This window comes from Micromonospora sp. NPDC005806 (genome assembly GCF_042871425.1).
Taxonomy (GTDB): Bacteria; Actinomycetota; Actinomycetes; order Mycobacteriales; family Micromonosporaceae; genus Micromonospora.
The window spans coordinates 66072-93031 of record NZ_JBIAIL010000019.1 but is presented as its reverse complement, the minus strand read 5'-3'; the positions used below and the strand labels follow the sequence as shown (position 1 = coordinate 93031).

At 73.2% G+C, this 26960-nt stretch carries 24 protein-coding genes; 17 read left to right on the top strand and 7 right to left on the bottom strand.

What is annotated here, in order from left to right; translation table 11 throughout:
* Positions 1-40: 40 nt before the first annotated feature.
* Genes ACFYOS_RS20415 through ACFYOS_RS20380 form a run of 8 tightly spaced genes read left to right on the top strand, consistent with a single transcriptional unit; the run spans position 41 to position 10385 of the window.
* On the top strand, positions 41-1438 hold the full coding sequence (locus ACFYOS_RS20415; protein WP_387143702.1) for an extracellular solute-binding protein: 1398 nt from the start codon (positions 41-43) through the stop codon (positions 1436-1438).
* On the top strand, positions 1413-2360 hold the full coding sequence (locus ACFYOS_RS20410; protein ID WP_387143699.1) for a carbohydrate ABC transporter permease: 948 nt from the start codon (positions 1413-1415) through the stop codon (positions 2358-2360). The genes ACFYOS_RS20415 and ACFYOS_RS20410 overlap by 26 nt, the downstream gene beginning before the upstream one ends.
* On the top strand, positions 2357-3220 hold the full coding sequence (locus tag ACFYOS_RS20405; protein ID WP_387143696.1) for a carbohydrate ABC transporter permease: 864 nt from the start codon (positions 2357-2359) through the stop codon (positions 3218-3220). Before ACFYOS_RS20410 ends, ACFYOS_RS20405 begins: the two co-directional genes overlap by 4 nt.
* A complete protein-coding gene (locus tag ACFYOS_RS20400; RefSeq protein WP_387143693.1) occupies positions 3220-4356 on the top strand; it encodes an ABC transporter ATP-binding protein in 1137 nt (378 codons plus the stop codon). Before ACFYOS_RS20405 ends, ACFYOS_RS20400 begins: the two co-directional genes overlap by 1 nt.
* Positions 4357-4409: 53 nt before the next feature.
* Positions 4410-5567 (top strand): CehA/McbA family metallohydrolase, encoded by a 1158-nt coding sequence (locus ACFYOS_RS20395; RefSeq protein ID WP_387143690.1) that lies wholly within the window; start codon positions 4410-4412, stop codon positions 5565-5567.
* Positions 5558-6469 carry a sugar phosphate isomerase/epimerase family protein gene (locus ACFYOS_RS20390; protein ID WP_387143687.1) on the top strand — a complete coding sequence of 304 codons (912 nt, stop codon included), beginning with the start codon at positions 5558-5560 and terminating at the stop codon, positions 6467-6469. Before ACFYOS_RS20395 ends, ACFYOS_RS20390 begins: the two co-directional genes overlap by 10 nt.
* Positions 6466-7599, top strand: a complete 1134-nt coding sequence (locus tag ACFYOS_RS20385) for a Gfo/Idh/MocA family protein (protein WP_387143684.1) — start codon at positions 6466-6468, stop codon at positions 7597-7599. Before ACFYOS_RS20390 ends, ACFYOS_RS20385 begins: the two co-directional genes overlap by 4 nt.
* Positions 7599-10385 (top strand): hypothetical protein, encoded by a 2787-nt coding sequence (locus ACFYOS_RS20380; protein ID WP_387143681.1) that lies wholly within the window; start codon positions 7599-7601, stop codon positions 10383-10385. The genes ACFYOS_RS20385 and ACFYOS_RS20380 overlap by 1 nt, the downstream gene beginning before the upstream one ends.
* A gap of 34 nt (positions 10386-10419) precedes the next feature.
* On the opposite strand, the gene ACFYOS_RS20375 is transcribed toward ACFYOS_RS20380, so the two are convergent.
* Positions 10420-11046: an SGNH/GDSL hydrolase family protein gene (locus tag ACFYOS_RS20375; RefSeq protein ID WP_387143678.1), complete on the bottom strand. Its 627-nt coding sequence runs from the start codon at positions 11044-11046 to the stop codon at positions 10420-10422.
* A 272-nt stretch (positions 11047-11318) separates the two neighbouring features.
* Between ACFYOS_RS20375 and ACFYOS_RS20370 the strand changes: the two genes are divergently transcribed.
* From ACFYOS_RS20370 to ACFYOS_RS20340, 7 genes are all read left to right on the top strand, one after another.
* A complete protein-coding gene (locus ACFYOS_RS20370) occupies positions 11319-12509 on the top strand; it encodes a sensor histidine kinase (protein ID WP_387143675.1) in 1191 nt (396 codons plus the stop codon).
* Positions 12506-12964, top strand: a complete 459-nt coding sequence (locus ACFYOS_RS20365; protein ID WP_387143672.1) for a roadblock/LC7 domain-containing protein — start codon at positions 12506-12508, stop codon at positions 12962-12964. Before ACFYOS_RS20370 ends, ACFYOS_RS20365 begins: the two co-directional genes overlap by 4 nt.
* Before the next feature lie 21 nt (positions 12965-12985).
* Complete coding sequence (locus ACFYOS_RS20360; protein ID WP_387143669.1) at positions 12986-13327, top strand: DUF742 domain-containing protein; 342 nt, start codon at positions 12986-12988, stop codon at positions 13325-13327.
* Positions 13305-13910 (top strand): ATP/GTP-binding protein, encoded by a 606-nt coding sequence (locus ACFYOS_RS20355; RefSeq protein WP_387143666.1) that lies wholly within the window; start codon positions 13305-13307, stop codon positions 13908-13910. The genes ACFYOS_RS20360 and ACFYOS_RS20355 overlap by 23 nt, the downstream gene beginning before the upstream one ends.
* Before the next feature lie 17 nt (positions 13911-13927).
* Entirely contained in the window at positions 13928-15166 is a 1239-nt protein-coding gene (locus ACFYOS_RS20350) for a styrene monooxygenase/indole monooxygenase family protein (protein ID WP_387143663.1), read from the top strand.
* A 236-nt stretch (positions 15167-15402) separates the two neighbouring features.
* A complete protein-coding gene (locus ACFYOS_RS20345; protein WP_387143660.1) occupies positions 15403-17028 on the top strand; it encodes a glycoside hydrolase domain-containing protein in 1626 nt (541 codons plus the stop codon).
* Positions 17029-17288: 260 nt separating this feature from the next.
* A complete protein-coding gene (locus ACFYOS_RS20340) occupies positions 17289-17447 on the top strand; it encodes a hypothetical protein (protein WP_387143658.1) in 159 nt (52 codons plus the stop codon).
* A 110-nt stretch (positions 17448-17557) separates the two neighbouring features.
* Here ACFYOS_RS20340 and ACFYOS_RS20335 read toward each other — a convergent pair whose 3' ends face one another.
* Positions 17558-18430, bottom strand: coding sequence for an SDR family NAD(P)-dependent oxidoreductase (locus tag ACFYOS_RS20335; RefSeq protein ID WP_387143655.1), 873 nt, complete (start codon positions 18428-18430; stop codon positions 17558-17560).
* A 169-nt stretch (positions 18431-18599) separates the two neighbouring features.
* Here ACFYOS_RS20335 and ACFYOS_RS20330 point away from each other — a divergent pair, with 169 nt between their 5' ends.
* Entirely contained in the window at positions 18600-19634 is a 1035-nt protein-coding gene (locus tag ACFYOS_RS20330; RefSeq protein ID WP_387143652.1) for a nitronate monooxygenase, read from the top strand.
* A 26-nt stretch (positions 19635-19660) separates the two neighbouring features.
* Here the strand turns inward: ACFYOS_RS20330 and ACFYOS_RS20325 are convergent, their stop codons facing one another.
* Positions 19661-20377, bottom strand: coding sequence for a DUF4253 domain-containing protein (locus ACFYOS_RS20325; RefSeq protein WP_387143649.1), 717 nt, complete (start codon positions 20375-20377; stop codon positions 19661-19663).
* A 97-nt stretch (positions 20378-20474) separates the two neighbouring features.
* Positions 20475-23267 carry an FAD-binding and (Fe-S)-binding domain-containing protein gene (locus ACFYOS_RS20320; RefSeq protein WP_387143646.1) on the bottom strand — a complete coding sequence of 931 codons (2793 nt, stop codon included), beginning with the start codon at positions 23265-23267 and terminating at the stop codon, positions 20475-20477.
* Positions 23268-23455: 188 nt separating this feature from the next.
* Here ACFYOS_RS20320 and ACFYOS_RS20315 point away from each other — a divergent pair, with 188 nt between their 5' ends.
* Positions 23456-24316, top strand: coding sequence for a S1 family peptidase (locus ACFYOS_RS20315; protein WP_387143643.1), 861 nt, complete (start codon positions 23456-23458; stop codon positions 24314-24316).
* 72 nt (positions 24317-24388) lie between these two features.
* Here the strand turns inward: ACFYOS_RS20315 and ACFYOS_RS20310 are convergent, their stop codons facing one another.
* From ACFYOS_RS20310 to ACFYOS_RS20300, 3 genes are read right to left on the bottom strand one after another with little or no spacing between them, the layout of a single operon-like run.
* On the bottom strand, positions 24389-25183 hold the full coding sequence (locus ACFYOS_RS20310) for an ABC transporter permease (protein WP_387143640.1): 795 nt from the start codon (positions 25181-25183) through the stop codon (positions 24389-24391).
* Complete coding sequence (locus ACFYOS_RS20305) at positions 25180-25980, bottom strand: ABC transporter permease (protein ID WP_387143637.1); 801 nt, start codon at positions 25978-25980, stop codon at positions 25180-25182. The genes ACFYOS_RS20310 and ACFYOS_RS20305 overlap by 4 nt, the downstream gene beginning before the upstream one ends.
* Positions 25973-26941 (bottom strand): ATP-binding cassette domain-containing protein, encoded by a 969-nt coding sequence (locus ACFYOS_RS20300; protein ID WP_387143634.1) that lies wholly within the window; start codon positions 26939-26941, stop codon positions 25973-25975. Before ACFYOS_RS20300 ends, ACFYOS_RS20305 begins: the two co-directional genes overlap by 8 nt.
* Between the last annotated feature and the right edge of the window lie 19 nt (positions 26942-26960).

Here is a 26960-nt window from a genome sequence, read left to right as displayed (position 1 = left end):
GCGAGTCTCTTCGAAGTCACCGTTGCGAAGGGAACAGCCCATGTCAGTCACGCCGAGACGCGCCACAGGCGTGCTCGCCGCCCTCACCGCCGTCACCCTCGCCGCCACGGCCTGCGGTGGCGGTTCCGAGCCCGCCGGCAATTACGCCAAGAACATCACCCTCACCATCGCCGCCAACTCCATCGTCGGCGGCAAGAACTCCAGCGGTGCGGAATGGATCCAGAACTGGGTCATCCCCAAGTTCGTCGAAGCCCAGAAGGCCAAGGGCGTCACCGCGAAGGTGACGTTCGTGCCCAGCGGCGTCGATGACGAGCAGTACAAGACCAAGCTCGCCCTGGACCTTCGGTCCAAGGGCGGCGCCGACGTCATCTCCGTCGACGGCATCTGGGTCGGCGAGTTCGTGCAGGCCGGCTACCTGAAGCCGCTGTCCGACGTGGCCGGCGACCAGGCCGACAAGTGGGACGGCTGGTCACAGATCCCTAAGAGCGTGCAGGGCCTCAGCACGTTCGAGGACAAGCGGTACGGCATTCCGCAGGGCACCGACGGCCGGGTGCTCTACTTCAACAAGAAGCTGTTCGCCCAGGCCGGCCTGCCGGCCGACTGGCAACCCAAGAGCTGGCAGGAGATCCTCGACGCCGGTACCAAGCTCAAGGCGTTGCCCGGGGTGACCCCGATCCAGATCAACGCCGGCACGGCGATGGGCGAGGCGACCACCATGCAGGGTGCGCTGCCGCTGCTCGTCGGCGCCGGCGGGGAGATCTGGAAGGACGGCAAGTGGGCCGGCGCCAACCAGCCGGTCAAGGACGTGCTCGACTTCTACACCAAGGTCTACGGTGGCGGCCTCGGCGACCCGAAGCTGCAGCAGGAGGCCAAGGGCCGGGACAAGTCCTTCGAGGAGTTCGCCGCCGGCAAGATCGGCATCCTGGCCGAGGGCGACTACTTCTGGCGCAGCGTCATCAACCCCAAGGACGGCATCGCCAAGATGCCCGACCGGGACAGCACCGTCGGGTACGCGATGATCCCGGCCAAGCAGCCCGGCGCCGGCATCCGGGGTCAGGACTTCGTCAGCATGTCCGGCGGTGGCGTCGACGTGCTCAACCCCAACTCGAAGTACCCCTCGCAGGCGTTCGAGCTGCTGGCGTTCATGCACTCGGCGGAGGCCACCAAGGCCCAGCTCGCCGGGGATGCGCGGATCACCTCCCGGACCGACGTCAACAACGAGGTGCTCGCCGGCGACCCGATGCTCAACTTCGTCGCGTCGAAGGTGTTGCCGCTGACCGCGTACCGGCCGCCGCTGGCGGTCTACCCGCAGGTCTCGGTGGCGCTGCAGGAGGCGACCGCGGCCGCGGCCTCGGGCAAGAGCGCCGACGAGTCGGCCTCGGCGTACCAGAAGAAGGTCGAGGGGATCGTCGGTGGTCCAGGTAACGTCTCGTCCTGACGAGACGGTCGAGGGAGCGCGCCCGGCAACGGGCGCCTCCCCCGCCCCCGACGCCGCCGGGCTGGGCCCGGCCCGCGCCGCCGGGTTCCTCGTCCCGAGCATGGTGCTGATCCTGCTCTTCCTGGTGCTGCCGGCCGCTTGGACCATCTATCTGGGCGTCACCAACTACCGGCTCACCGGGCTGGCCGCGGCCCACCCGGAGGTCGTCGGGCTGGACAACTACACCACGGCGCTGGGCGACGAACGGTTCCGCACCTCGCTCCTGCTGACCCTGCAGTTCGTGCTCGGCTCGGCGGTGATCGGCCAGGCCGGCCTCGGCTTCGCCATCGCCTTCGCGCTGCGCGACCGGCGGGGCCCGCTGCGCCGGGTGGTCGAGGCGTTCATCCTGCTGTCCTGGATCCTGCCCAGCTCGGTCGTGGCCTTCCTCTGGATCGCCCTGCTCGACCGGGACGCCGGCACGCTCAACGCCCTGCTCCACACCCCAGGCGCGGCGTGGCTGCTCGACCACCCGATGCTGTCAATCATCATCTTCAACACCTGGCGGGGCACCGCGTTCTCGATGATGCTCTATGCCGCCGCGTTGGAGAACGTGCCGCGGTCACACCTGGAGACCGCCCGGCTGGCCGGCGCGTCCACCGGGCAGCAGCTGCGCGACGTGGTGTTCCCGCGCATCCGGGGCCACGTGCTGACCAACCTGCTGCTGATCAGCCTCTGGACGTTCAACGACTTCACCCCGTTCCTGATCACCGCCGGCGGCCCCGAGCAGCGCTCGGAGATCCTCGCGGTCTACGTCTACAAGGTGGCGCTCTCCGGCGGCGAGCTGGGCTTCGGCGCCGCCATCTCGTTCATCATGCTGCTGATCAACCTGGTCATCGCGCTGATCTACCTGCGCATGCTGGGCCGGCGAAGGGAGCGGGCGTGAGCACCGTGGCGGACCGGCCCCGGACCGACGGCGCGGCGGGGATCGCCGTTCGGCACGTGCTGGCCCGCATCGGGCGCTACGTCTTCCTCTGCCTGGTGCTCGCCTTCTTCGCCCTGCCACTGCTCTGGCTGGCCACCGCGCCGTTCGACGACACCCCGACGATCGGCGTCTCGCTGCCGCAGTTCACCCTCGCCAACTTCCGCGCCCTGCTGGACAACCCGTACGCGCTGCCCTCGCTGCTCAACTCGGTCTGGCTGGCCGGCGGCACCGCCGTGCTGGTGGTGGTCTTCGCCGCGCTGGCCGCGTACGCGCTGAGCCGGGTCCGGGTGCCGGGCCGCGACGCGCTGCTCTACGGCCTGCTGCTGCTGTCGTCGATCGTGACCGGCACCGCCACCATGGTGCCGTTGTTCGAGCTGGCCGTCCGGGTCAACCTGATCGACTCACGGCTCGGCGTCATCCTGATCCTCACCGGCGGTCTGCTGCCGGCGGCGATCTTCATCCTCAAGGACTTCATGGACGCCACGCCCACGTCGTACGAGGAGTCGGCGCGGGTCTTCGGCGCCAGCCCGTTGCAGATCATGCGGCACATCGTGGTCCCGGTGGTCCGGCCCGGGCTGGCCACCGTCGGGGTGTGGGCGGTGGCGAACGTGTGGGGCAACTTCCTGGTGCCGTTCCTGCTGCTCGGACCGGACAAGCGGCCCGCCGCCGTGATCATGTACACCCTCTACACCGAGGGCGGCCAGGCCGACCTGCGGCTGCTCTCCACCTTCTCGCTGCTCTACTCGCTGCCGGTGGCGCTGATGTTCGTCTTCGTCAGCAGCAGGTACGGGTTCCGCTTCCACGGAGGGATCAAGCGCTGATGTCCGCCATCACCCTGCGCGAACTGACCAAGGTCTACCCCAACGGGGTACGCGCCCTGGACGCCCTCGACCTGGAGATCGCCGACGGCGAGTTCTTCGCCCTGCTCGGCCCGTCCGGCTGCGGCAAGACCACCCTGCTGCGCACCATCGCCGGCCTGGAACTCGCCTCCGTCGGCACGATCCGCATCGGCGACCGCGCGGTGACGAACCTGCCGCCCGGGCAGCGGGACGTGGCGATGGTCTTCCAGGACTACGCGCTCTTCCCGCACATGACCGTGCGGGACAACATCGCGTACCCGCTGCGGATCAAGAAGGTCGGCCGGGCCGCCCGGCACGACAAGGCCGCGGGCACCGCCGACGAACTGGGCCTGTCCGCGCTGCTGGACCGCCGGCCCGGGCAGCTCTCCGGCGGCCAGCAGCAACGCGTCGCGCTCGCCCGGGCGATGGCCTGCCACCCGCAGGTCTTCCTGCTCGACGAGCCGCTGTCCAACCTGGACGCCCGGTTGCGGCTGGAAGCGCGCACGTTCCTCAAGCGGCTGCAAGGTGAGCTGGGCGTCACCACCGTCTTCGTCACCCACGACCAGGCGGAGGCGCTCGCCCTCGCGGACCGGATCGCGGTGATGGAGGGTGGCCGGATCCGGCAGGTCGGCACCCCCACCGAGGTGTTCCGCCGCCCGGCCAACACCTTCGTCGCCGGGTTCATCGGCTCGACCCCGATGAACCTGATCCCGGCCCGCGTGGACGGCGACGAACTGGCCGTCGCCGGGGTGCGGCTGCCGGTGCCCGAGGAGGCCCGCGGTCTGCTCACCGAGGCGGAGAGCGTGGTCTACGGCGTCCGGCCCGAATACCTCGACTACTCGCCCGAGCCGGTCCCCGGCGCGCTCACCGGCCAGGTCGTGGTGGTGGAGAACCTGGGCAGTTTCTCCCTGGTGTCGATGGACGTGCCCGCCGACGACGACGCGACGACCAGCGTGCAGGTCGTGGTGCCGGAGGGACAGGAGCCGGCGCCCGGCGACAGCGGCTGGGTGGTGCCCCGAGCCGGGCGCTCGCTGGTCTACCGAAACGGTGAGCTGGTGACCGGGACGGCGGCGCCATCGGTGCCGGCACCGCGTACCGGCGTCGGCGCGGACGCCTGACCATGGTCACGCACCGGGGGACCTGGACGTTGTCGGACCGCGCGGAGAGCATCATGCGGGCCCTGCCGGTCACCGTGGCCCCGGGGACCGCCGCGCTCACCGTACGGCTCGACCACCCCCGGGACGCGGGCGTGCTCGACCTCGGCTGCCTCGGACCGGACGGCTTCCGCGGCTGGTCCGGCGGTGCCCGCGACGAGTACACCATCACCGCCGATTGGGCCACCCCCGGCTACCTGCCCGGCGAGCTGGAACCCGGCGAGTGGCAGGTGCTGCTGCGGCTGCACCGGATCCCGCCTGACGGCCTGCCGTACGAGGTCACCGCCACCACCAGCAGCACCCCGCCGGGACCACCAGCCTCGGCAGCGGCGCCGCCCCGACCGGAACGCCCGCCGCGCCCGGCGCTGCCCGAGGTGGACGGGCGGCGGTGGCTCGCCGGCGACCTGCACGCGCACACCGTGCACAGCGACGGCAACCACACCATCGACGAACTGGCCGCCCTCGCCGTCTCCCGGGGCCTGGACTTCCTCGCCGTCACCGACCACAACACCGTCAGCCACCACCCCTGGCTCCCCGAGTCGGCGCGCCGGTACGGGATCACCCTCGTCGCCGGGCAGGAGGTGACCACCGACCGGGGGCACGCCAACGTGTTCGGACCGGTCGGCTGGATCGACTTCCGGGAACCGGCCGACCACTGGCTCGCCGCGGCGGAGCGGGCCGGCGGGCTGCTGTCGGTCAACCATCCGCTCGGCGGCGACTGCGCCTGGCGGCAGCCGGTGACCACCCGCACCCGCCTCGTCGAGGTGTGGCACTCCGGCTGGTGGGACCGCACCTGGGGGGCCCCGCTCGCCTGGGCGCAGGCGTGGCGGCCGGACGTCGTACCGGTCGGGGGCAGCGACTTCCACCGGCCCGGCGCGGACGCGCTGCCCGGCGCGCCGACCACCTGGGTGCTCGTGGACGGCGACCCGACCGACGAGGCCACGGTCCGCGACGCCCTGGCCGCCGGCCGCACCGCCATCTCCGCCGGCCCCGACGCGCCGCTGCTGCTGCGACTCGGCGACGAGCTGCTGGCGCTGGGCGCGGACGGCGCGCTGCTCGGCTACCCGGACGGCCGGCACCGGGTCGTCCACGGCGACCGGTGCCTGCTGCCGGCCGCCGACGGGCTGCACGTCCTGGAGTCCCACCGCATGGAGGTGATCGCACTGTGCGGCTGACCGGACGTACCAGAGTGGCCGGGGCCCCGGTCAACTACGGCATCTACCAGCCGACCGACCCCGAGGTCGACCCCGAGGACCTGCTCGCGTCGCTCGCCGCGGACGGCTACACCGGCGTGGACTCCGGGCCGATCGGCTACCTCGGCACCGGCGATACGCTGCGCCACCGGCTCGCTGCCACCGCGATCGGGCTCGCCGGCGGCTGGGTCGACCTGCGCTTCGCCGACCCGGACGGCTTCGCCGAGGACCTGGCCCAGCTCGACGCGGCACTGAACGTGTTCACCGCCGTCACCGTCGACGACCCGCGCTTCGCGCCCCGCCCGACGCTGGCCTGCCCGGGCGACCCGGCCCGGATGGCCCGCCCCGGCACCCCGCCGGACCTGGCCTCCGCGCTGCCCGCGAGCGAGTGGCCGGGCTTCGCCGCCCGGGTGCAGCAGGCCGTCGACCGCTGCCGCGACCGGGGCCTGGAACCGGTGTTCCACTACCACCTGGGGACCCTGGTGGAGACCGAGGCGGAGGCCGACCGGCTGCTGGAACTCACCGACGTGGCGATCTGCCTCGACACCGGGCACCTGACGCTGGCCGGCGGCGACCCGGTCGCGGCGGTCCACCGGTGGGCCGGCCGGATCGGCCAGGTGCACCTCAAGGGCGCCGACCTGGGCGTGCACCACCGGGTCCGGGACGCCGGTGGCGGACTCGCCGAGGTGGTCGCCGCGGGCGGGTTCTGCGCCCTCGGCGCGGGCGACGTCGACCTCGCCGGGGTGCTGCGCGAGCTGGACCAGACCGGCTACACCGGTTGGCTGGTGATCGAGCAGGACGCACCCGCGCAGGGCCGGGACCTGGACCGGATCCGCGCGGACCAGCACGCCAACCTGCGCTGGGTCGAGGGGGTGCTGCGATGACCGAGCCGGGCAAGCGGATCCGGATCGCGGTGGCCGGGCTCGGCGTGATCGCCCGTACCGTGCACCTGCCCCTGCTGCAACGCCGCACCGACCTGTTCGACGTCGTCGCGCTCAGCGACCTCTCCCCCGCGCGGCTGGCCGAACTGGGCGACCGGTACCGCGTCGAACCGGCGCGCCGGCACACCGACGCGGCGGCGATGATCGACGCGGGCGGCTGCGACGCGGTGCTGCTGGCCACCTCCGGCTCGCACGGCGAGCTGGCCGCGACCGCGCTGCGCCAAGGGCTCCCGGTGCTCTGCGAGAAGCCGCTCGCCTACACCCTCGCCGAGGCCGACCGGCTGGCCGGGGCGGACGCCGGGCTGATGGTGGGTTACATGAAGCAGTACGACCCGGCGGTCGCCGAGGCGGCCCGGCTGCTGGACGTGATCGGCGGCCCGGAGGCGGTGCACGCGGTCGAGGTGACGGTGCTGCACGCAGCCGGGGAGCAGCAGCTCGCCTTCGCCAACCTGCCCCCGGCGCCCCGGGACCTGCCGGACGCGGCGGTGGCCCGGCTGCGGGAGGACGACGCGCGGCTGCTCGACGCCGCGGTGGGCGCGGACGCCGGCGCGCGCACTCTCTACCAGATCCTGATCAACAGCATCTCGCACGACCTGTCGCTGCTGCGGCTGTTCACCGGGGCACCGGCCACCGTGGACCAGGTGGCGACCTGGCCGTTGCCGGACGGGCCGGCGGAGCCGTCGGTGGAGATCTCCGGCCGGCTGCCCGCCGGCGGCCGGTACGGCATCCGCTGGCTGAACCTGCCGGACTGCCCGGCCTACCGGGAGACGGTGACCCTGCACCACGCGCGAGGCGCACTGGAGCTGGTCTTCCCGTCGCCGTACCTGCTCAACGCGCCGACCACGCTGACCGCGGTGGACCGGCACGACGGTGGGGAGCGGCGGGCGCAGTTCCGGTCGGTGACCGAGGCGTTCGAGCAGGAACTGGTCGCCTTCCACGCGATGGTGACCGCGGGCGCGCGCCCGCTGACCGGCGCCGCCGAGGGCGCGGCCGACCTACGCACCAGCCAACAGGTGGTACGCCGTTACGGGGAGCTGACCGGGGCGGCGATCGGCGGAGAGGCGGGGAACTGATGCCCACCGAGATCATCGTGGTACCGCACACCCACTGGGACCGGGAGTGGTACGAGCCGTTCCAACGGTTCCGGCTACGTCTCGTCGCCCTGCTCGACGAGGTGTTCGACCGGATGGCGCAGGACGAGCGGCAGCGGTTCACCCTGGACGGTCAGCTCGCCGCGGTCGACGACTACCTCGAGGTACGTCCCGAACGCCGCGAGCAGGTGGAGGCGCTGGTCCGGGCCGGGCGGCTGGCGATCGGGCCGTGGCAGATCCTGCTGGACGAGTTCCTCTGCTCGGGCGAGAACATCGTCCGCAACCTGGAGCGCGGGCTGGCCCGGAGCGCCACCCTGGGCGGGGCGATGCCGGTCGGCTACCTGCCCGACATGTTCGGCCACATCGCGCAGATGCCGCAGCTCCTGGCCGGCGCAGGGCTGGCCCACGCCTGCGTCTTCCGGGGCGTACCGGACCGGGTGCGGTCGCACACGTTCGGCTGGCAATCCCCGGACGGCACCACGATCCGCACCGAATACCTGCCGGGCGGTTACGGCAACGCGGCCGGGCTGATGGACGACCCGCGGCTGGTCACCCGCCGGGCCGCCGACCTGGCCGAGCGGCTGCGCGACTGGCGGCCCGACGGCCTGGACACCCCCGTGCTGGCCATGTACGGCACCGACCACGCCGCACCCGCCCCGGACGCCCCGGACCTGCTCGCCACGGCCGCGGTCGACGGGGTACGCCTGCGCCTGGGCACCCTCGCGGAGTACTTCGCCACCCAGCCGACCACCGTGGACGGGCTGCCCGTGGTGGCCGGCGAGCTGCGCTCACACGCGCGGGCGAACATCCTGCCCGGCGTGATCTCCGTACGCGCCCACCTGAAGCAGGCGATGGGCCGGGCCGAGCGGCGGGTCGAACGGTACGCCGAACCCCTCGCCGCGCTGTACCACGACCCGTCGGTGCAGCGGTTCCTGGGCATGGCCTGGACCCGGCTGATCGACGCGAGCTGCCACGACTCGGTGACCGGGTGCGGCTGCGACGAGACCGCCGAGCAGGTGGCCGCCCGACTGGCCGAGGCGGACCAGCTGGGCCGGGCGGTCTGCGACCTGGTGGGGGCACGGCTGGCCACCGCGGTGCCGAGCGACGGATACCTGCTGTTCAACCCGACCCCGGCGACCCGCACGGCGCTGGTCCGGCTGGACGTCGAGGCACCCGCGGACGGGCCCGTCGGCCTGGTCGACGCCGACGGCACGGTCGTCCCCGCCCAGGTCCTCGACCGGGCTCGGACGCTGCTCGCCGACGACCTGGTGCCGGCGGCCGAGTTGCCGGCGATCCTCACCCGGGTGCACGGGACCGAGCTGTACGGGCAGGAGATCACCGCCTGGTCGGTGTCGCCCGCCGACGCCACCCTCACCTTCCAGGTCGCGCAGCACGGCGACCCGTCGTTCGACGTCGAGGACGTCCGGCTGGCGCTCGCCGCCGTCACCGGCCCGGACCGGTGGCGGGTACGTATCGTCGCCGCCCCCCGGGCGACCGTCGCCGCGCTGGTCACCGCGCCGCCGCTCGGCCTGGCCGCGGTCCGTCCGGTGGCCCTGCCCGATCACGCGGCGGCGCTGCCGGGTCCGGCCGCCGGGCCGACGCTCGCCGACCCGGCGCAGGGCGGCACCTGGCCGGTGACGGTGACCGACCGGACCGTCGACAACGGCCTGCTCCGTGTCGAGGTGGCCGAGGACGGCACGTTGCGGCTGTCCACCCCGGACGGATGGACCGTCGACGGGGTCGGCCGGGTCGTCGACGGCGGCGACGTGGGCGACAGCTACAACTACGCCCCACCGGCCGCCGACGAACTGGTCGACAAGCCCCGGGCGGTGCGCACCGTGGTGGTGCACGACGGCCCGGTGGTCGCCGTGCTCGACGTGGTCCGCGAATACCGGTGGCCGGTCGGCGCCGACGTGGACGCCGGCTCCCGCCGCGTGGACCGGGAGACCACCATCGTCACGACCAGGGTGGAGGTCCGGGGCGGTGAGCGCTTCGCCCGGCTGCGGCTGAGCTTCGACAACCGCTGCGACGACCACCGGGTACGCCTGCACCTGCCGCTGCCCGCACCGGCGGCCGCGTCGTACGCGGAGGGTCAGTTCGCGGTCGTCGAGCGTGGGTTGACCGCCGAAGGTGGCGGCGGCGAGGTGCCGCTGCCGACGTTCCCGGCCAACGGGTTCGTCGCCGCCGGCGGCACCGAGGGGTCGCTCGCCGTGCTGCTGACCCAGCCGACGGAGTACGAGCTGGTCGACTCCGGTCGGGAACTGGCGGTCACCGTGCTGCGGGCGATCGCGATGCTGTCCCGTAACCGGCACGCCCTGCGGGACGAGCCCGCCGGCCCGCAGCTGCCCACGCCCCTCGCACAGTGCCGGGGCGAACGCCACGTCGACCTCGCCGTGCTGCCGTTCCGGGGCGACTGGAACACCGCCGGGGTGGCGGAGGCGGCCGAGGCGTACCGGCACGAGCTGCTGCCCTTCCCGGGTGCCGGCGATCCGGCCGCCGGGCTGCCGGCGCCGGTGACCGGGCTGACCGTCGCCGGGGACGGCGTGACCCTGACCAGCGTCCGGGACCGGGACGGCCGGGTCGAGCTGCGGGTGGTGGCGAGCCGCGACACCACCGCCGTCATCGGGACCGGCCGTGACGTACGCGGCGCGTGGCGGGCCGACCTGCGCGGCCGGCCGGGCGAGCCGCTGCCGGTCGACGGCGGCCAGGTCCGGCTGCCGCTGCGGGCGTGGGAGATCGCCACGCTCCAGCTCGACCTGGCCGGCTGAGGCCGCCGAGGGTCGGGCGGACGCCGCCCGGCCCTCAGGCCGCCGGGGTGGCCGCGCGCAGCCAGGCCTGGGCGATCAGCGCGTGCCCGAACGGCGTCGGGTGCACGCCGTCGCGGGTCCACACCCGGTCGTCCACCTCGGCGGCCTGGAACAGGTCGTCCACTGCGACCAGCGTCGCGTCGAACTCGGCGGCGAGCTTGCGGACCACCTCGACCTTCGGGTCGAGGTCCGCCCGCCAGCCGCGCTGTTCGTCGTCGAGCGGGACGAGGAACGGCTCGACGAGGACCAGGCGCGCGCCCAGCCGGTGGGTGCCCTCCAGGATGTGCCGGTAGTCGCGGGCGAAGTCCGCGGCGTTGGTCGGGTCGTCCCGGGTGTAGCGCTGCCAGGTGTCGTTGATGCCGATCAGGACGGACACCACCTGCGGGGCGAGGGCCAGGCAGTCCTGTTCCCAGCGGGCGCGCAGGTCGCGTACCCGGTCGCCGCTGACGCCCCGGTTGAGGAAGGTGGCCCGGTGGCCGGGGTGGCGGGCGGTGAACCAGGCCCCGGCCATCATCGCGTACCCGGTGCCGAGGTCGGCTCCGCAGCTCCGGTCCCGGCCGGCGTCGGTGATGCTGTCGCCGATGAAGAGCACCCGGCCACCACGCGGCACCTCCGCCGTCATCCGCCCGTCTCCTCCCCGCTCGACGTCGCTCACATGATCATGCCGCAGCCGTCCGGACGTCCGTCGACCGGCTCCCGTCCGGTCCGCGGCGAAATCCCTCCGTGCGGCTGTTGCGTTTCGCCGGGCGAGCCCGATGGACAAGTCGTGGCAGTGCGGCGCGCCGGGTGTGAAAACCACCCCAAGTTGACCTTGGCCGTTGCAATCAACGCACAAACGGTGGTTGACTGCTGCACCATGCCAGAGCCGAGCATCACGGACAGGCCGGTAATTTCGTGAGAAGCACCGATATCACCCCAGCCGTCTCGGCGGGTCACCGCCGGGCGAGCTGGCGGCAGCGGGCGGCGCGCTGGTTGGATCCGACGGTCGCTCAGTGGGACGTCACACCACAGGAGACGCCCGAGCCGCCTCCGTCAAGCCCCGAGGAGGTGCCGTCCGGCCCCTGGCCGGCGATCTGCGAGCAGTTCGCGATGCGGATCATGGCCTCCGCGTACCAGATGGGCTCCCACCTGGAGGCGGTCGAGGCCGACGAGCAGGACCCCGACCGGCTGGAGCGGCTCTACCGGATCGACCACGCGAACACCCGGATCCGGCGGCACGCGGAGAACCTCCAGGTCCTGCTGGGCCGCCGGGTCGAGGACGCCAACCCGCAGACCGTGACCCTGGTCGACGTCGTCCGAGCCGCCAGCTCGGCCATCGAGCACTACCCCCGCATCCAGGTGGGCCACGTGCTGGACCTGGCGGTGGTCGAGTTCGCCGCCGACGACGTGATCCGGGTGCTCACCGAACTGCTGGACAACGCCACCCGGTTCTCCCCGCCCACCTCCCCGGTGATCGTGTCGGCGTTCATCACCGAGGACGGCAGCGTCCTGCTGCGGATCGAGGACGCCGGGGTGGGCATCCACCCCGATCACCTGACTCAGCTCAACGCCCTGCTCGGCGGCCAGCCGATCACCCCGGTCACGCTCGACCCCGCAGCCCATCTCGGGCTCGCCGTGGTGGCCCACCTGGCCGTCGCCCAACGGCTACGGGTCGCCCTCACCAACCGGCCCTCCGGCGGCACCACGGCGACCGTGTTCGTCCCCGGCGCGTTGCTCTGTGAGATTCCCACCGCGCCGGGTGCAGACCCGGCCGGCGCGCCTGTCCCGCCCCCGGCCTGGCCGCCCCCGCCGGCCGGGGGCGGGACCCACTCCAGGAGTACCCAGATGGCCCCGCCCCACGACGGCACCAACTCGCCCACCATGCCCCTGACCACGCTGGGCGGACAGGCCCGCGCGCAGCAGTCATCCGGCGGGCTGCCCCAGCGGGTGCCGGGAAGCGTCCGTGACCAGTCCCCGGCGACGGCGCCGTCCCCGGCGGACCCCGGCGCCGGATCTCCACCCGAGGCATGGCCGGACGAGACGGCGGCCTTCGCCGCCGGCGTCAGCGACGCCCTGACCACCAGCGACGAAGGACAGCAGCGATGACCCACGCATTCCCCCGCAGCGGTACGACGACCACGGGCCCGGGGGTACCGGACTGTGCCTGGCTGATCCGGCAGTTCGCCGAGGACGTACCGGGGGTCACCCACGCGATGCTCGTGTCGCTGGACGGCCTCCAGCTCGCCGCCTCCCGCACCGTCGACCGGGACCTCGGCGACCAACTCTCCGCGCTGACCGCGGGCCTGCTGAGCATGGCCGACCGCAGCGCGGCCCTGCTGGACCTCGGCTCCTCCGAGTACCTGACCGTCCGGCTGCCACGCGGGCACCTGCTGTTCATGCGGGTCGGCGAGTCGGCGGGCCTCGCGGTGGCCGCCGCCCCCGGCTGCGACCTGCGGGTCGTCTCCTACCGGATGACCCAGTTCGTCGGCGCGGTGTGGCACGCCCTCACCCCGGCCGTCCGCCACGAGCTGCACCGGATGACCGCCAGTCAGTCCCGCTGACCCGGCCGAAAGAAGCTGATCATGCCGATGAGGTACTGGAAGGTGCGGCCGTACGTGCTGACCGCCGGCCGGACCCGCACCCGGCAGCCGCTGCTGGTGCACACCCTGGTGTCGGTGCCCTACTACGACGCCGTGTTCGCCTCCGGCCTGCTGCCCGAGGCCCGGTCCCTGTACGAGCAGGCCCGCCGGGCGGCGCGCTCCGTCGCCGAACTTTCCGCAGTCTGCGGGATGTCACTGGGCGTGGCCCGGGTGGTCGTCGACGACCTGGCCGCCACCGACCGGCTGCTGATCCACACCGACCACGACAACGTCGACTTCCGCCTCCTGGAGAGACTGCGCGATGGCCTCCGCAAGCTTGCCTGAGCCTCCGCTGCTGACCTCGGCGAAGATCGTCATCGCGGGCGGCTTCGGCGTCGGCAAGACCACCTGCGTCGGGTCCATCTCGGAGATCCCGCCGATCAACACCGAGGCGTGGATGACCGCGGCCAGCGAAACCGTCGACCGGATGGACCCGGGGATCGACAAGAAGACCACCACCGTGGCGATGGACTTCGGCCGGCTGACCATCGGTCCCGACCTCGTGCTGTACCTGTTCGGCACGCCGGGACAGCCGCGGTTCTGGCCGATGTGGGACGACCTGTGCCGGGGCGCGGTCGGCGCGCTGGTGCTCGCCGACACCCGGAACCTGGCCGCCTCGTTCCCGGCCATCAACTACTTCGAGCAGGACAGCGACGTGCCGTTCGTGGTCTGCGTGAACCTCTTCGACGGGGTGCTGCACCACCCGCTCGACGAGGTCCGCGAAGCGCTCGCGCTGTCCGCCGCTGTGCCCCTGGTCGCCTGCGACGCCCGCGACCCGTCGTCGGTGGCCCGGGCGCTGCTGGCGGTCGTGGAACACACCATGTCCCGCACCGCCCGGCCCACTGCCGGCTCGCTCGCAATGCAGTAGCTCAACCTGGAGGAACCATGCGCAAGATCCTGATCGTCGGGGCCGGACAGTCCGGGCTCCAGCTCGCCCTGAGCCTGCTCGCCGAGGGCTACGACGTGACCGTGATGTCCGCCCGCACCCCGGACGAGATCCGCCGGGGCTGGGTGATGAGCACCCAGGCCATGTTCGGCACGGCGCTGGCCACCGAGCGCCGGTACGGACTGGACCTCTGGCAGGACCGGGCGCCCCGGATCGAGGGGCTGCAGGTGTCGCTGTCCGCGCCGCCCGGCGAGCGGGCGCTACGGATCGCGTGCCTGCTGGACGAGCCGGCGCAGAGCACCGACCAGCGGGTGAAGATGGCCGACTGGCTGGAGCTGTTCGAGCAGCGCGGCGGAACCGTGCTCTACCAGACGGTGACGACGTCCGACCTGGACGGGCTCACCCGGCTCGGCCGGTACGACCTGACCGTGGTGGCCGCCGGCAAGGGCGACCTGGTCGGCGCCTTCGACCGGGACCCGGAGCGCTCGGTGTACGACGCGCCGCAGCGTGGGCTGGCCGTGGCGTACGTGCACGGGATGACCCCGGACCCGCTGCTGCCGGTGCCGCACGTCGGCTTCAACGCCGTGCCGGGGCTGGGCGAGCTGTTCGTCATCCCGGCGCTGACCCACTCCGGACCGTGCGAGATCCTGTTCTGGGAGGCGGTGCCCGGTGGACCGCTGGACCTGTGGACCGACCGGCGGGACCCGGCCGAGCACCTGAAGCTGACCCTCGACCTGGCCCGCCGCTACACGCCGTGGGTCTACGAGCGGTGCACCGACGTCGAGCTGACCGACGGGCGGGCCACCCTCTCCGGCCGGTACACCCCGACCGTGCGGCGGCCGGTGGCGGACCTGCCCTCGGGCGGGCTGGTGCTGGGCATGGCCGACGTGGTCGTGGCCAACGACCCGATCACCGGGCAGGGCAGCAACACCGCGGCGAAGTGCGCGTACTCGTACCTGGGGTCGATCGTGGAGCGTGGCGACCGGCCGTTCGACCGGGAGTGGATGACCCAGACCTTCGAGCGGTTCTGGGCGGGCGCCGGCGAGGCGGTCACCGGCTGGACCAACGCGATGCTCCAGCCGCTGCCGCCGCACGTGCAGCAGATCCTGGGGGTCGCCGCGGAGAACCCGGTCGTGGCCCGGCGCTTCGCCAACGGGTTCAGCGACCCGAACGACTTCCGGGACTGGTTCATGACGCCGGACGCCGCCGAGCGGTACCTGGCCGCCGCCGCCGGCTGAGCGACCGAGCCGGACTCGAGCCGCCCGCCGGGACCCTCCGCCCGGCGGGCACCCTCCGTGGCGGTGGGCGGCCGGACCCAGGTCCAGCCGTCCATCGCAGCCCCAACCGCGCTGACTGCGGCCATGCCGTTCATCAGGCGAAACAGTCCGTTCGGCCCTGGTGAAGCGACGTCGGACCTGCTGCCCTGGATGGCAGGACCAGTCGGTTGGTCACCAGGACCAGAATCGAGACCGGCATGGACGGCAGCCACCTCCCGCGCACCGGGCGCCACCTGATCCGCGCCCTCCTGGTCGGCGTCGTCACGGTGCTGCCGCTCACCGCAGCGGCGCCGACCTCGGGCCACACCACCGCCGCCCCGGCAACCGCCGCCGCCCGCACCGCGGCCGTCGCGGGGCCGGACCCCTCGCCCGGCAGCTTCACCGGACTGGGCTTCGACGCCTGCACCGCCCCGTCAGCCGAGACCATGCAGGCGTGGTCGGCCTCGCCCTACCGGTCGATCGGCATCTACTTCGGCGGTGTCAACCGGGCGTGCGCACAGCCCAACCTGACCCCCTCGTGGGTCGCCGCCCAGCAGGCGGCGGGCTGGCATCTCATGCCGATCTATCTCGGATTGCAGGCGCCGTGCACGACGTCCACCAAGCGCTATCTCATCGAACCGGCGAACGCGGCGGCGCAGGGACGCGCACAGGCGGAAGACGCAGTCGTACAGGCGGAGGCGCTCGGCCTGGCACCGGAGAGCGTACTCATCTTCGACATGGAGGCGTACCGGACCGACGATCCGGCCTGCCGCTCCGCCGTGCTCGCCTTCATGAGCGCGTGGACGGCGCGGCTCCACGACCTCGGCTACCTCTCCGGCTTCTACAGCAGCCTGGCCTCAGGCGTCGCCGACCAGGTCGCCGCCTACAACACGCCCGGCTACGTCCGCCCCGACTACCTTGACCTCGCCCGCTGGGACGGGATCGCCACCGTGTCCGACCCGGCTGTCCCCAGCTCGTACTGGTCGCCGCAGCGGCGGATGAAGCAGTACCGGGGCGGCCACGACGAGACCTGGGGCGAAGTGACGATCAACATAGACAACGACTATCTGGACGTCGCTCCTGTTCCGGGAACCCCCTTCGGCGACTTCACCGGTAACGGCTGGTCCGACCTGCTGACCCGCCAGCCCTCCACCGGCAACCTCTACCTCTACGCCGGCAACGGGACGTCCCTCGGTAGCCGCACGACCATCGGCACGGGGTGGAACGTCATGGATGCCATCATCCGGACCGACTTCACCCGGGACGGTCATGAGGATGTCATCGCCCGCGCCAAGGCGACCGGCTATCTGTGGCTGTATCCGCACACCCCGTCGGGGTGGGCCAGTCGGATCCGCATCGGTATCGGCTGGAACTCCATGCGCGAGATCACCCCCGCCGCCGACTTCAACGGAGACGGCTATCGGGACCTGCTCGCCGTGCAGACCTCCACCGGATACCTGTTCCTCTACGCGGGCCGTGGCACGTCGTTCGGTGCCCGGACGGCGGTCGGAACCGGCTGGAACAGCATGGACGAACTCGCGGGAATCGGCGACGTCAACCGCGACGGCTATCCAGACCTCCTCGCCCGGCAGAAGGCCACCGGCTATCTCTTCCTCTACCCGGGACGGGCAGGTGGGTTCGGTACCAAGCTGCAGGTCGGAACCGGCTGGAACAGCATGCGTGACCTGGTCGGCATCGGCGACTTCGACCGTGACGGCTACCCGGATCTGCTCGCCGTCGAGAAGTCCACCGGCTACCTGTATCTCTACCGCGGTCGGGGCACCGGCTTCGCCACCAAGATCCGGACCGGTACGGGCTGGGGCGGAATGCAGCCCCTGTTGTGATTCGGACGAGGCCCGGAGGCACAGAGCGGGCGCCCGGACGACGTACGCCTGCCGCACCCGCGCCCCGTTCGAACCGCAGGGCACTGAACACGCCCCGTGTCCAGGTTCCTTCCCGCCGCTCCCCGGGTAACCGTCGGACTGCGGCAGCGGAAGCAGAACGACGAACGCCGGGCACGATGGTCCGACTCCGGGAGGAAGGCGCCGGAAATGTCCAGCCGCAGGACCACAGGCACCTGCCCGGCGACGACATGGGGGTAGCCATGACTGACCGTCAGCAACTGCACGAGCTGCGCCAGCGAGCCCACAACGCGGGCATCGAGGGCAACTCCAAGATGACCGAGAGCCAGTTGAAAACGGCACTGTCCAAGGTGACCAAGGGCGCCTCGCCGCAGGCGGCGAAGCAGGCCGCGAAGCGCTGACGACCGGCGTACCGCGAGGTCGGGCGGGCGGGCACACCCTGCCCGCCCGGCGCCTGATCAGCTCATCGCGCCGGCTCGGCAGGTCCACACAGTCCAGGCCGGCGCACCCGTCAGGCCGTTACGTGCGCGCTGTCGCCGCCGGTCGCGGCGAACGAGGTGCCGCTGACCATCCGCGCCTGGTCGGAGGCGAGGAACACCACCAGCGGCGCCACGTCCTCCGGCTGCACCCAGGGCACGCCCAGCGGCGTCTTCGCCCGCAGCAGTTCCATCGCGGTCTGCTCGTCGGCGGCGGCGTCCCCGGACGGCGTCCGACCGCCCTCGGCGATCGCCTGTGCGTACCGGTCCTCGTGCCGGGTGAGGGTGGTGTCGACCAGCCCGGGGATCACCGCGTTCACCGTGATGCCGTGCCCGCCGAGCTCCAGCGCGGCCGACTTCACCAGACCGATCAGGCCCCACTTCGAGGCCGCGTACGCCGACCCGTTCTTCGTGCCGTGCTGCCCCTGGGTGGAGGAGGTGACGACGATCCGCCCGCCGCCGCGGCGGACCAGCAGCGGGGCGAAGGCCCGCAGCACGTTCGCGGTGCCGGTCAGGTTGACGTCGATCTGGTCGTGCCAGTCCGGGTCGGCCATCTCCAGCAGCGGCTTGAACGCCTGGATACCGGCGTTGGCGAAGACCACGTCGACACCGCCGAGGTCCCGCTCGACCGCGTCGGCCACCGCCCGCACGGCGGCGATGTCCCGCTGGTCGGCGGCGTGCGCGGACCAGCGCGCGCCGGCCGCGCTGACCAGCCGGCCGGTCTCGGCCAGGTCCTCCGGGGTGGCGGGCGGGAAGTCCAGGATCGGGCTGACCGGCCCGGCGACGTCGACCCCGGCCACGTCCGCGCCGGCCGCGGCGAGGGCCACGGCCGCGGCCCGGCCGATGCCTCGCGCGGCGCCGGTGACCACGGCGACCCGCCCGGCCAGCGGTCGCGTCGATTCCGCCATCCCGTCCCACCCCCGCCCGGTACGCCCGGTTACACCGGCTCATTTGCACGGTAGACCGCGTGGGACGGCCGCGCCGGGGATCGGCCGGCGGCGGATCACCGGGTCGGCGGTGCGGGATGTCACGGCGGACCGGCCGCCGGCGCCGCGCCCTGGCGGGCAGACTGGGGCGGTGGACAGGCGATTGCAGGAACTGCTCGGCGTGGACGTACCGGTCGTGGCGGCGCCGATGGCTGGTGGACCGACCACCACCGGCCTGACCGCGGCGGTCGGCTCGGTCGGCGCGTTCGCGTTCCTGGCCGCCGGCTACAAGACTCCGGCGGCGGTGGCGGACGAGATCGCCGCGGTGCGGGGCAGCGGACTCCCGTTCGGGGTGAACGTCTTCGTGCCCACCCCGGTGCAGGTCGGCGAGGCGGAGTTCCGCCGCTACGCGACCCGGATCGCCGCCGAGGGCGCACCCTACGGGCTGGATCTCGCGGCCGCGGCCCGCATCGAGGACGACGACCACTGGGCGGCGAAGATCGACCTGCTGGTCCGCGACCCGGTGCCGGTGGTCAGCTTCACCTTCGGCCTCCCGTCCGCGACCGTCGTGCGGGAGCTGCGGCGGGCCGGCAGCCGGGTGCTGGTCACGGTGACCGATCCGGCGGAGGCCTCAGCCGCCGTCGCGCTCGGGGTGGACGGGCTGGTCGCGCAGAGCGGGAACGCCGGCGGCCACTACGGCACCTTCACCCCGGACTCCCCGGCAGCGTCCCGCCCCCTGCCGGAGCTGGTCGGCCTCGTCGCGGACCAGACCGGGCTGCCCGTCCTCGGCGCGGGCGGCGTGTCCGGCGGGGAGGACGTCCGGGCGGCGCTCGCCGCCGGTGCCGCCGCCGTCCTGGTCGGCACGCTGCTGCTGCGCGCGGAGGAGAGCGGCACCAGCCGCACCCACCGCGACGCGCTGGCCGATCCCCGGTGGGACCGGACGGTGGTCACCCGGGCGTTCACCGGGCGGCCGGCCCGCGGGCTGCGCAACGACTTCATCGATCGGTACGACGCGGAAGCCCCGCTGGGCTACCCCGCGCTGCATTACCTGACCCGGCCGCTGCGCACCGCCGCCGCGCAGGCCGGTGACGCCGACCGGCTGCACCTGTGGGCCGGGACCGGCTGGCGCTCCGCCCGGGCCGCCCCGGCGGCGGAGATCATCGCAGAGCTGACCCGGACGCTCTGACCGGCGGGTCAGTCCCACCAGAAGGATCAGGAGTTCATGCCGAGGAGCTGCTCGGCATAGACAGTCAGCGTGCCGGCGCCCTGCCAGACGTTGTCGGGACAGAAGGCGAAGTGCTCGGCGGCGACCCGCAGGGCGTGCCGGGGTGAGGTGGGTGGCGCGGCGACGCTGAGGTGGAGGGTGTCGAACCCGACCCCGACCACCCGCGCGCCGAACCGTTCCTCCCAGCTTCGGACGACGGCGGCGATCTCGCCGGTGTCTTTGGTGTGGTTGGCCGGGCCGGACCAGCCGGTCAGGGCGAGCGTGTCCGCACCCCGGCCGGCCGGCACCAGGCCGAGCCGGGCCGGGGTGCGGAGCAGGAACTCCGCGTACCGGTCGGCGAAGTGGGCGGCGGGTCCCGCGGATTCTCCGGGCAGCGCGATCCCCGGCCAGGTCTGCCGGAACGGGGCGGTCACCGCGGCCCGCTCGGTGGCGGAGAGCATGTCGTCCTCGTCGGTGTCCGTGCAGTCTTCCCACCACCGGGCCAGCAGGTCCGCCGCGTCGTGGTGCTCCGGCGACGACATGCCGGCCGGGTGGACCTCGCCGTCGGCCCAGGGTCGGCTCTCCTCGCGGGGCAACCCGGTCAGCAGCAGCGGCCACAGCCCGGACTCCCGATGCCGGGACCGCATCCGCGCCCAGCGGTCCGGCTCGATCGGGGCGTCGCTCAGCCAGTACCGCGGCGGTCCGCCGCCCTCCGGCTCCACCACCCGGCCGGGCGGCAGTGTCCCCGGCGGGAGGAACTGAGCAACCGGGGCAGGTCCTCGATCATGGCGGGAGCGTACGGGACCGCTGCGACACGGACTGTCAAGCGGTGGACTCGGCCAGCAGCTCCAGTAGGTGTCGGTACGGCTGCCCGGTGGCCCGGGCCAGACCGATCTCGCAGGTGCGGTTCACCGAGGCGTACCCGTCGAAGGACCGCGCGGCGACCGCGGCGGCCTCGGCGCGGGTGGCGGAGGCGGTGAGCTCCGGGTGCAGCAGCCCCCGGTCGCCGGCGAAGCCGCAGCACTGCCAGCCCTCGGGCACCACGACCTCGTCGGCGATCGCCCGGGCCACGGCGAGCAGCGGCTCGTCCAACCCCAGGCGGGTGGACGAACAGGTCGGGTGCAGGGCGAGGGAGCCGAGCCGGCGGCGGACGGTGAGCCGGGGCAGCAGCGTGGTCGCCGCGTACTCGACGGCGTCGACCACCCGCAGGTCACCGGCGTCGGCGACCAGCTTGGTGAAGCCCTCGGTGCACGACGCCGCGTCGCTGACCAGCGGCAGCGCCCCGTCGCCGCTGGCCGCCCGCAGCGCCGGCGGCACCCGGTCCTGCACCGCGCGGTAGCCCGCGATCAGGCCCTTGGAGGACCAGGGCGTGCCGCAGCACACGGTGGCGATGCCCTCGGGCACGAGCAGCCGCGCTCCGGCCCGTTCGGCGAGGGTGAGCAGCGCGGCGGCGACCCCCGACCCGCCCTCGGCGGGCGAGAAGAGGGTGCCGAGGCAGGACGGGACGAAGACCGCGTCCGGGTCGTCGACCGGGTGCGGACGGCGGACCGTGCCGCCGCGCGGCAGGTCGCGCCGCCACTGCGGGACCCGCTCGGCACCGAGGACCGCGCGGGCCGCGCGGGTGGCGGCCTCGGGCAGCGCGGGCGGCAGCGCACCGGCCAGGTCGAGGCCGCGGGCCATGCCCCGGGTGGCCGCGCCCCACCGGGTGGCGGCGCCCCGCCAGCCGGCCTGCGCGACCCCGCCATGGCGTTCGGCGCGCAGCCGCTTCACCAGGTCACCGGTGTTGATCAGCACCGGGCAGGCGGTGGCGCACATACCGTCGACCGCGCAGGTGTCCACGGCGTCGTAGTCGTACGCCTCCGTCAGCTCGCGTGCCAGGGCGAGGTCGCCGTCGGCGCGGGCGGTGGCGATCTCCCGGCGCAGCACGATGCGCTGCCGGGGGGTGGTGGTCAGGTCGCGGCTGGGGCAGACCGGCTCGCAGTAGCCGCACTCGACGCAGCGGTCGACCTCGGGTTCGACGGTCGGCACGGTCTTCAGGTGCCGCATGTGGATCTCGGGGTCGTCGCTGAGCAGCACCCCGGGGTTGAGCACGGCGTCCGGGTCGCAGAGCGTCTTCAGTTCGCGCATCACCGCGTACAGTTCGTCGCCGAACTGGCGGCGCACGTAGGGGGCCATCACCCGGCCGGTGCCGTGCTCCGCCTTGAGCGTGCCGCCGTGGCCGAGCACCAGGTCGACCATCTCCTCGGTGAAGTCGGCGTAGCGTGCCGGGGCCTCGCCGCCGGAGAACCGCTCGTTGAGCATGAAGTGCAGGTTGCCGTCCTTGGCGTGCCCGAAGATCACGCTCTCCTCGTACCGATGCCCGGCGAAGAGGTCGGCGAGGGCCGCGCAGGTCTCGGCGAGCGCGTCCACCGGGACGGCGATGTCCTCCAGCAGCGCGGTGGTGCCGGACGGGCGGGCTCCGGCGACGGCCGCGTACAAGCCTTTGCGGATATGCCAGAGCGCGGCGCGGGCCGCCGCCTCGCCGCTGAGCCGGGCCGGGGCGGTCAGCGGCAGGTCGGCCAGCACCGGCCGGGCCGCCGCCAGCCGCGCGGCGAGGGCGTCCGGGTCGGATTCCTGCCACTCGACCAGCAGCGCGGCGTGCTCCCGGACCGTCAGGCCGCGCAGCGCGGCGTCGGCCTTCGGGTCGGTCTGGGCGACCCGCAGGGAGGCCGCGTCGAGCAGTTCGATCGCCGCCGGCCCGGCGGCGACGAGGGCCGGCATCGCGGCCATCGCCGCGCCCAGGGAGTCGAAGACGAGCAGGCCGGTCGCGGCGTGCCGGTGCACCGGTACGGTGTGGAGGGTCGCCGCCGCGACGAAGGCGAGGGTGCCCTCGCTGCCCACCACGAGCCGGGTGAGCAGGTCGGCGGGCGAGTCGTGGTCGAGGAAGGCATTCACCCCGTACCCCATGGTGTTCTTCATGACGTACTGGGCGCGGATGCGGCGCACCGAGTCGGGGTTGCCGCGGACCCGGTCGCGCAGTCGGAGCAGGCCGGCGTGCAGCTGCGGCTCGGCGGCGCGCAGCCGGTCGTCGGCGTCCGGGACGCCGGTGTCGAGCAGGGTGCCGCTGGGCAGCACCAGCAGTACCGACTCCAGGGTGCGGTAGGTGTTGAACTCGGTGCCGCAGGTCATCCCGCTGGAGTTGTTGGCGACGACGCCGCCGATGGTGCAGGCGGACTCGCTGGCCGGGTCCGGGCCCAGCTTGCGGCCGTACGGGGCGAGCCGGGCGTTCACCTGCCGCAGCACCACGCCGGGCTGCACCCGGACCCGCCGGCCGTCGTCGAGGACGTCGAGGTCGCGGAAGTGCCGGCGGGTGTCGACGAGGAGCTGGTCGGTGACCGCCTGCCCGCTGAGGCTGGTGCCGCCGGAGCGGAAGGTCAGCGGCGTGCCGGAGCGCCGGCTGTGCCGCAGCAGCGCGGCCACCTGCTCCGCGTCGGCGGGGGTGACCACCGCGCTCGGGTGCAGCAGGTAGTGGGAGGCGTCGTGGGCCAGCCGCAGGCGGTCCGCGGCCCGCGTCCGCACCCCGCCCGGGACCGCCGCCTCCAGTCCGGCCCGCCCGTCCCTGCTCAGTTCCGCCATGATCGCCGCACCTCCCCGCCCCCACCCTAGTCAGCGCGGGGCGCCGCGCCAGAGGCCCTTGCCATCGCATCGACCTGGGTGGATACTCGCCGCTACAGCGTTCGCCGAGGTCAACCCCGAACCGACCGCGGCGAAAGGGGCATGGACGCCGACGCAACCGGCGGCCTGCACCGTCCTAGGAGGAGACCGTGAGCATCCGCCGTAGCCGACTGACCCCCCTGCTCGCCGCGACCGTCGGCCTGGTGGCCGCCGGCGCGTTCACCGTCCCGGGTGCCGCCTCGGCCGCCCCGCGGACCTACACCGCCGACCAGCTCTCCCGGGTCGACGCCGCCGTCGCGGCCTCCGGCGTCGAGGGCATCGCCTGGCACATGGACGTCGCGTCCGGTCGCGTCGTGGTGACCGCCGATGAGAGCGTCTCCGCCGCCGAGCTGGCCACCCTGAAGAAGAGCGCCGGCACCGACGCCGGCGCGATCCGGGTCGACCAGGCCCGGGGCACCTTCCGTCCGCTGCTCTCCGCCGGCAACGCCATCTACGGCGGCGGCTACCGCTGCTCGCTCGGCTTCAACGTGGTCAAGGCCGGCGTCTACCACTTCCTCACCGCCGGGCACTGCGGCAACGTGGCGGCCACCTGGTACACCAACTCCAGCCAGACCACTCTCATCGGCCCCACTGTCGGCTCCAGCTTCCCGGGCAACGATTACGCCCTGGTCCGCTACGACAACGCGTCGCTGACCCACCCGGGCGGCTACACCGCGGCGAACGCCTTCGTCGGCGAGGCGGTCACCCGCACCGGGTCGACCACCGGCACGCACAGCGGCACGGTGACCGCGTTGAACGTCAGGGTTCGCTACGTCGGCAGCGGCACCGTGAAGGGCATGATCCAGACCACCGTCTGCGCCGAGCCGGGCGACTCCGGCGGCCCGCTCTACGACGGCACCAAGGCGCTCGGCATCACCTCCGGCGGCAGCGGCGACTGCCGGGTCGGCGGCACGACGTTCTACCAGCCCGTCACCGAGGCGGCCAGCGCCTACGGCGTGACCGTCTACTGACTTACCACCCGCCCGGCAGCGAGGACCCGTACCCGTCGGGGCGCGGGTCCTCGTCGTGTCGCCGTCCGCTGGCTAGGCGCTGGCGCCGGCGTACGACCGCAGCGCCCGCCGCCACGCCCAGGTGGCCAGCACGACCGAGCCGGTCGCCACCGCCGGGGCGAGCAGCAGCAGGTACGCGTCGAGCCGGCCCAGCAGGGCCGCCGCCGGGTAGGTGGTCAGGAACGCCACCGGCACGATGGTGAGCACGGCCTGCGCGGGGTTGCGGTACAGGTCCACCGGGAAGCGCGACAGCTCGACGAAGGCGAAAGAGACCCGGTCGAGCTCCTCGGCGGCCACCAGCACCACCGACAACGCCATCAGCACCACGGTGAGGGCGTACATCAGCAGCATCGCGCAGGCCAGCAGGAACAGGAACGCGGCTAGCGCGGCCGGCGACACGCCGCGCCCGGACAGCACCATCCCGACAGTGGCCAGGGCCAGGCCCAGCACCGGATCGAGCAGGTTGTTGACCCGTACCTGCCGCAGGCTCACCAGCAGCTGCGCGTCGAACGGCTTGGTGAGCAGGAAGTCGAGGGTGCCCCGGCGCACGTAGTCGGTCATCCGCTCCAGGTTGGGTTGCAGCAGCGCCTGACGGATGCCGTTGAGGGCGAAGAACAGGCCGATGACCACGAGCACCTCGGCGTGCGTCCAACCGGCCACGACGCCGGTGAACCGGAAGTAGACCGAGGCACCGGCCGCCGCCCACACCATCCAGAAGGTGCTCAGCGCGACGTTGGAGAGGAAGTTGAACCGGTACTCCACCTCACTGGCCACCGCCGCCCGCCAGCAGATGCCCAGGACGCGCGCGTGGCGGGTCCACCGGCTCATCCGGCCACCGCCTGATAGCGGCGTACGCCGTGCCGCCAGATGATCCGGTACAGCAGGGCGAACACGGCGAGCCAGCCGAGCCCGACGGCGAAGCCGTACGCGGTCTCACCCGCGTCGAGGCGGCCCATCAGCAGCTCCACCGGGAAACCCATCGCGGTGCGAAACGGCAGCACCATCGCGGCCGTGCGCAGCCAGTCCGGCATGAGCGCCAGCGGAGCGATCCAGCCCGAAGCGAACGAGCCGAGGCCCCACCACAGCAGCCACACGTTGGACGTCTGGATGCTCCAGAAGCCGATCAGCGCGAACGTCGAGGCCATCAGCAGGCTGACCGCGTACGCCAGGGCCGTGGCGGCGGCCACGGCGACCAGCCGGGCGGGCGTGACCGGGTAGTCCAGGCCCGGCACGAGCAGCGCGGCGAGCACCAGGGCCGGTGCCAGCACCGTCAGGAACACCAGCCGGTGGCCGAGGTCGGCGGTGGCGTACTGGTGGAAGGGATGCACCGGACGCAGCAGCCGCACGGACAGGTCACCGCTGCGCATATCCGCGTCCCACTGCCACACCACCCGGTCGCCGGAGAGGTTCCACAGCAGCGTCGCGGCCGCGTAGTAGGACAGGAAGTCGCCGCTGGTCCAGCCTGCCGGCGGGCCGCCCTCGGCGACGACGGTGAGCCACACCGCCATCGTCAGCAGCGGGAAGAAGCCAGTGAGCAGCGACAGCACCACCCCGCCCCGGTAGGTCGACGCGACCAGCGTCGCGCTGCGCACCAGCGGCGGGTACGCGGTGAGGATCTCACGCATGAGCGAAGACCGCCCGGATGATGTCCTCCACCGGCGGGTCCTCGATTGCCACATCCTCCACCGGCAGGGTGGTCAGCAGCCGGGCCGCGACGGCGGCCGTGTCGGCGCGCGGCACCGTCAGGGTGACCACCGCGCCGTCGACCGCGGACACCTCGCCGAGGCCGGCCCAGGTCGCCGCTGGCAGGGCCTCGCGCAGGGTGACCCGGACCAGCCGGTGTGGCGAGTGCGCCTCGACCAGCGCGGCGAGGTCGCCGTCAAAGCGCATGGTGCCGCGGTCAATGACCAGCACCCGGCGGGCCAGCGCCGTCACGTCGCCCATGTAGTGGCTGGTGAGCAGCACCGTGGCGCCGTGCTGGGCGTTGTAGTCGCGCAGGAACGTCCGCACCGCCGCCTGGCCGTTGACGTCCAGGCCGAGCGTCGGCTCGTCGAGGAAGAGCACCTCCGGTCGGTGCAGTAGCGCGCCGGCAAGTTCGCAGCGCATCCGCTCGCCGAGACTGAGCACCCGGACCTGCTTGGTGAGCAGCGGCGCGAGGTCGAGCAGGTCGACCAGTTCGTCGAGCGCCGACCGGTACGGCCCCTCGGCGAGGCCGTATATCGCCCGGTTCACCTCGAAGGCGTCGGCGGCGGGCAGGTCCCAGAACAGCGCGTTGCGCTGCCCCATTACCAGCGAGATCCGGCGTAGGAACGCGGCTTCCCGGCGGTGCGGAGTGTGCCCGAGCACCCGTACCGAGCCGGCGGTGGGATGCAGCAGGCCGGTGAGGCATTTCAGGGTGGTCGTCTTGCCGGCGCCGTTCGGGCCGAGGAAGCCGACGACCTCGCCCGCCGGGATCGTGAAGCTGACCCGCTCGACCGCGCGGACGGTGACGTGCTCGCGCCGGACGAAAGAGCGCAGCGAGGCCCGCAGCCCGGGTGGTCTTCGGTGCACCCGGTAGTGCCTGGCCAGGTCGCGCACCTCGATCATGGTCCGACCCTAGCCGGGC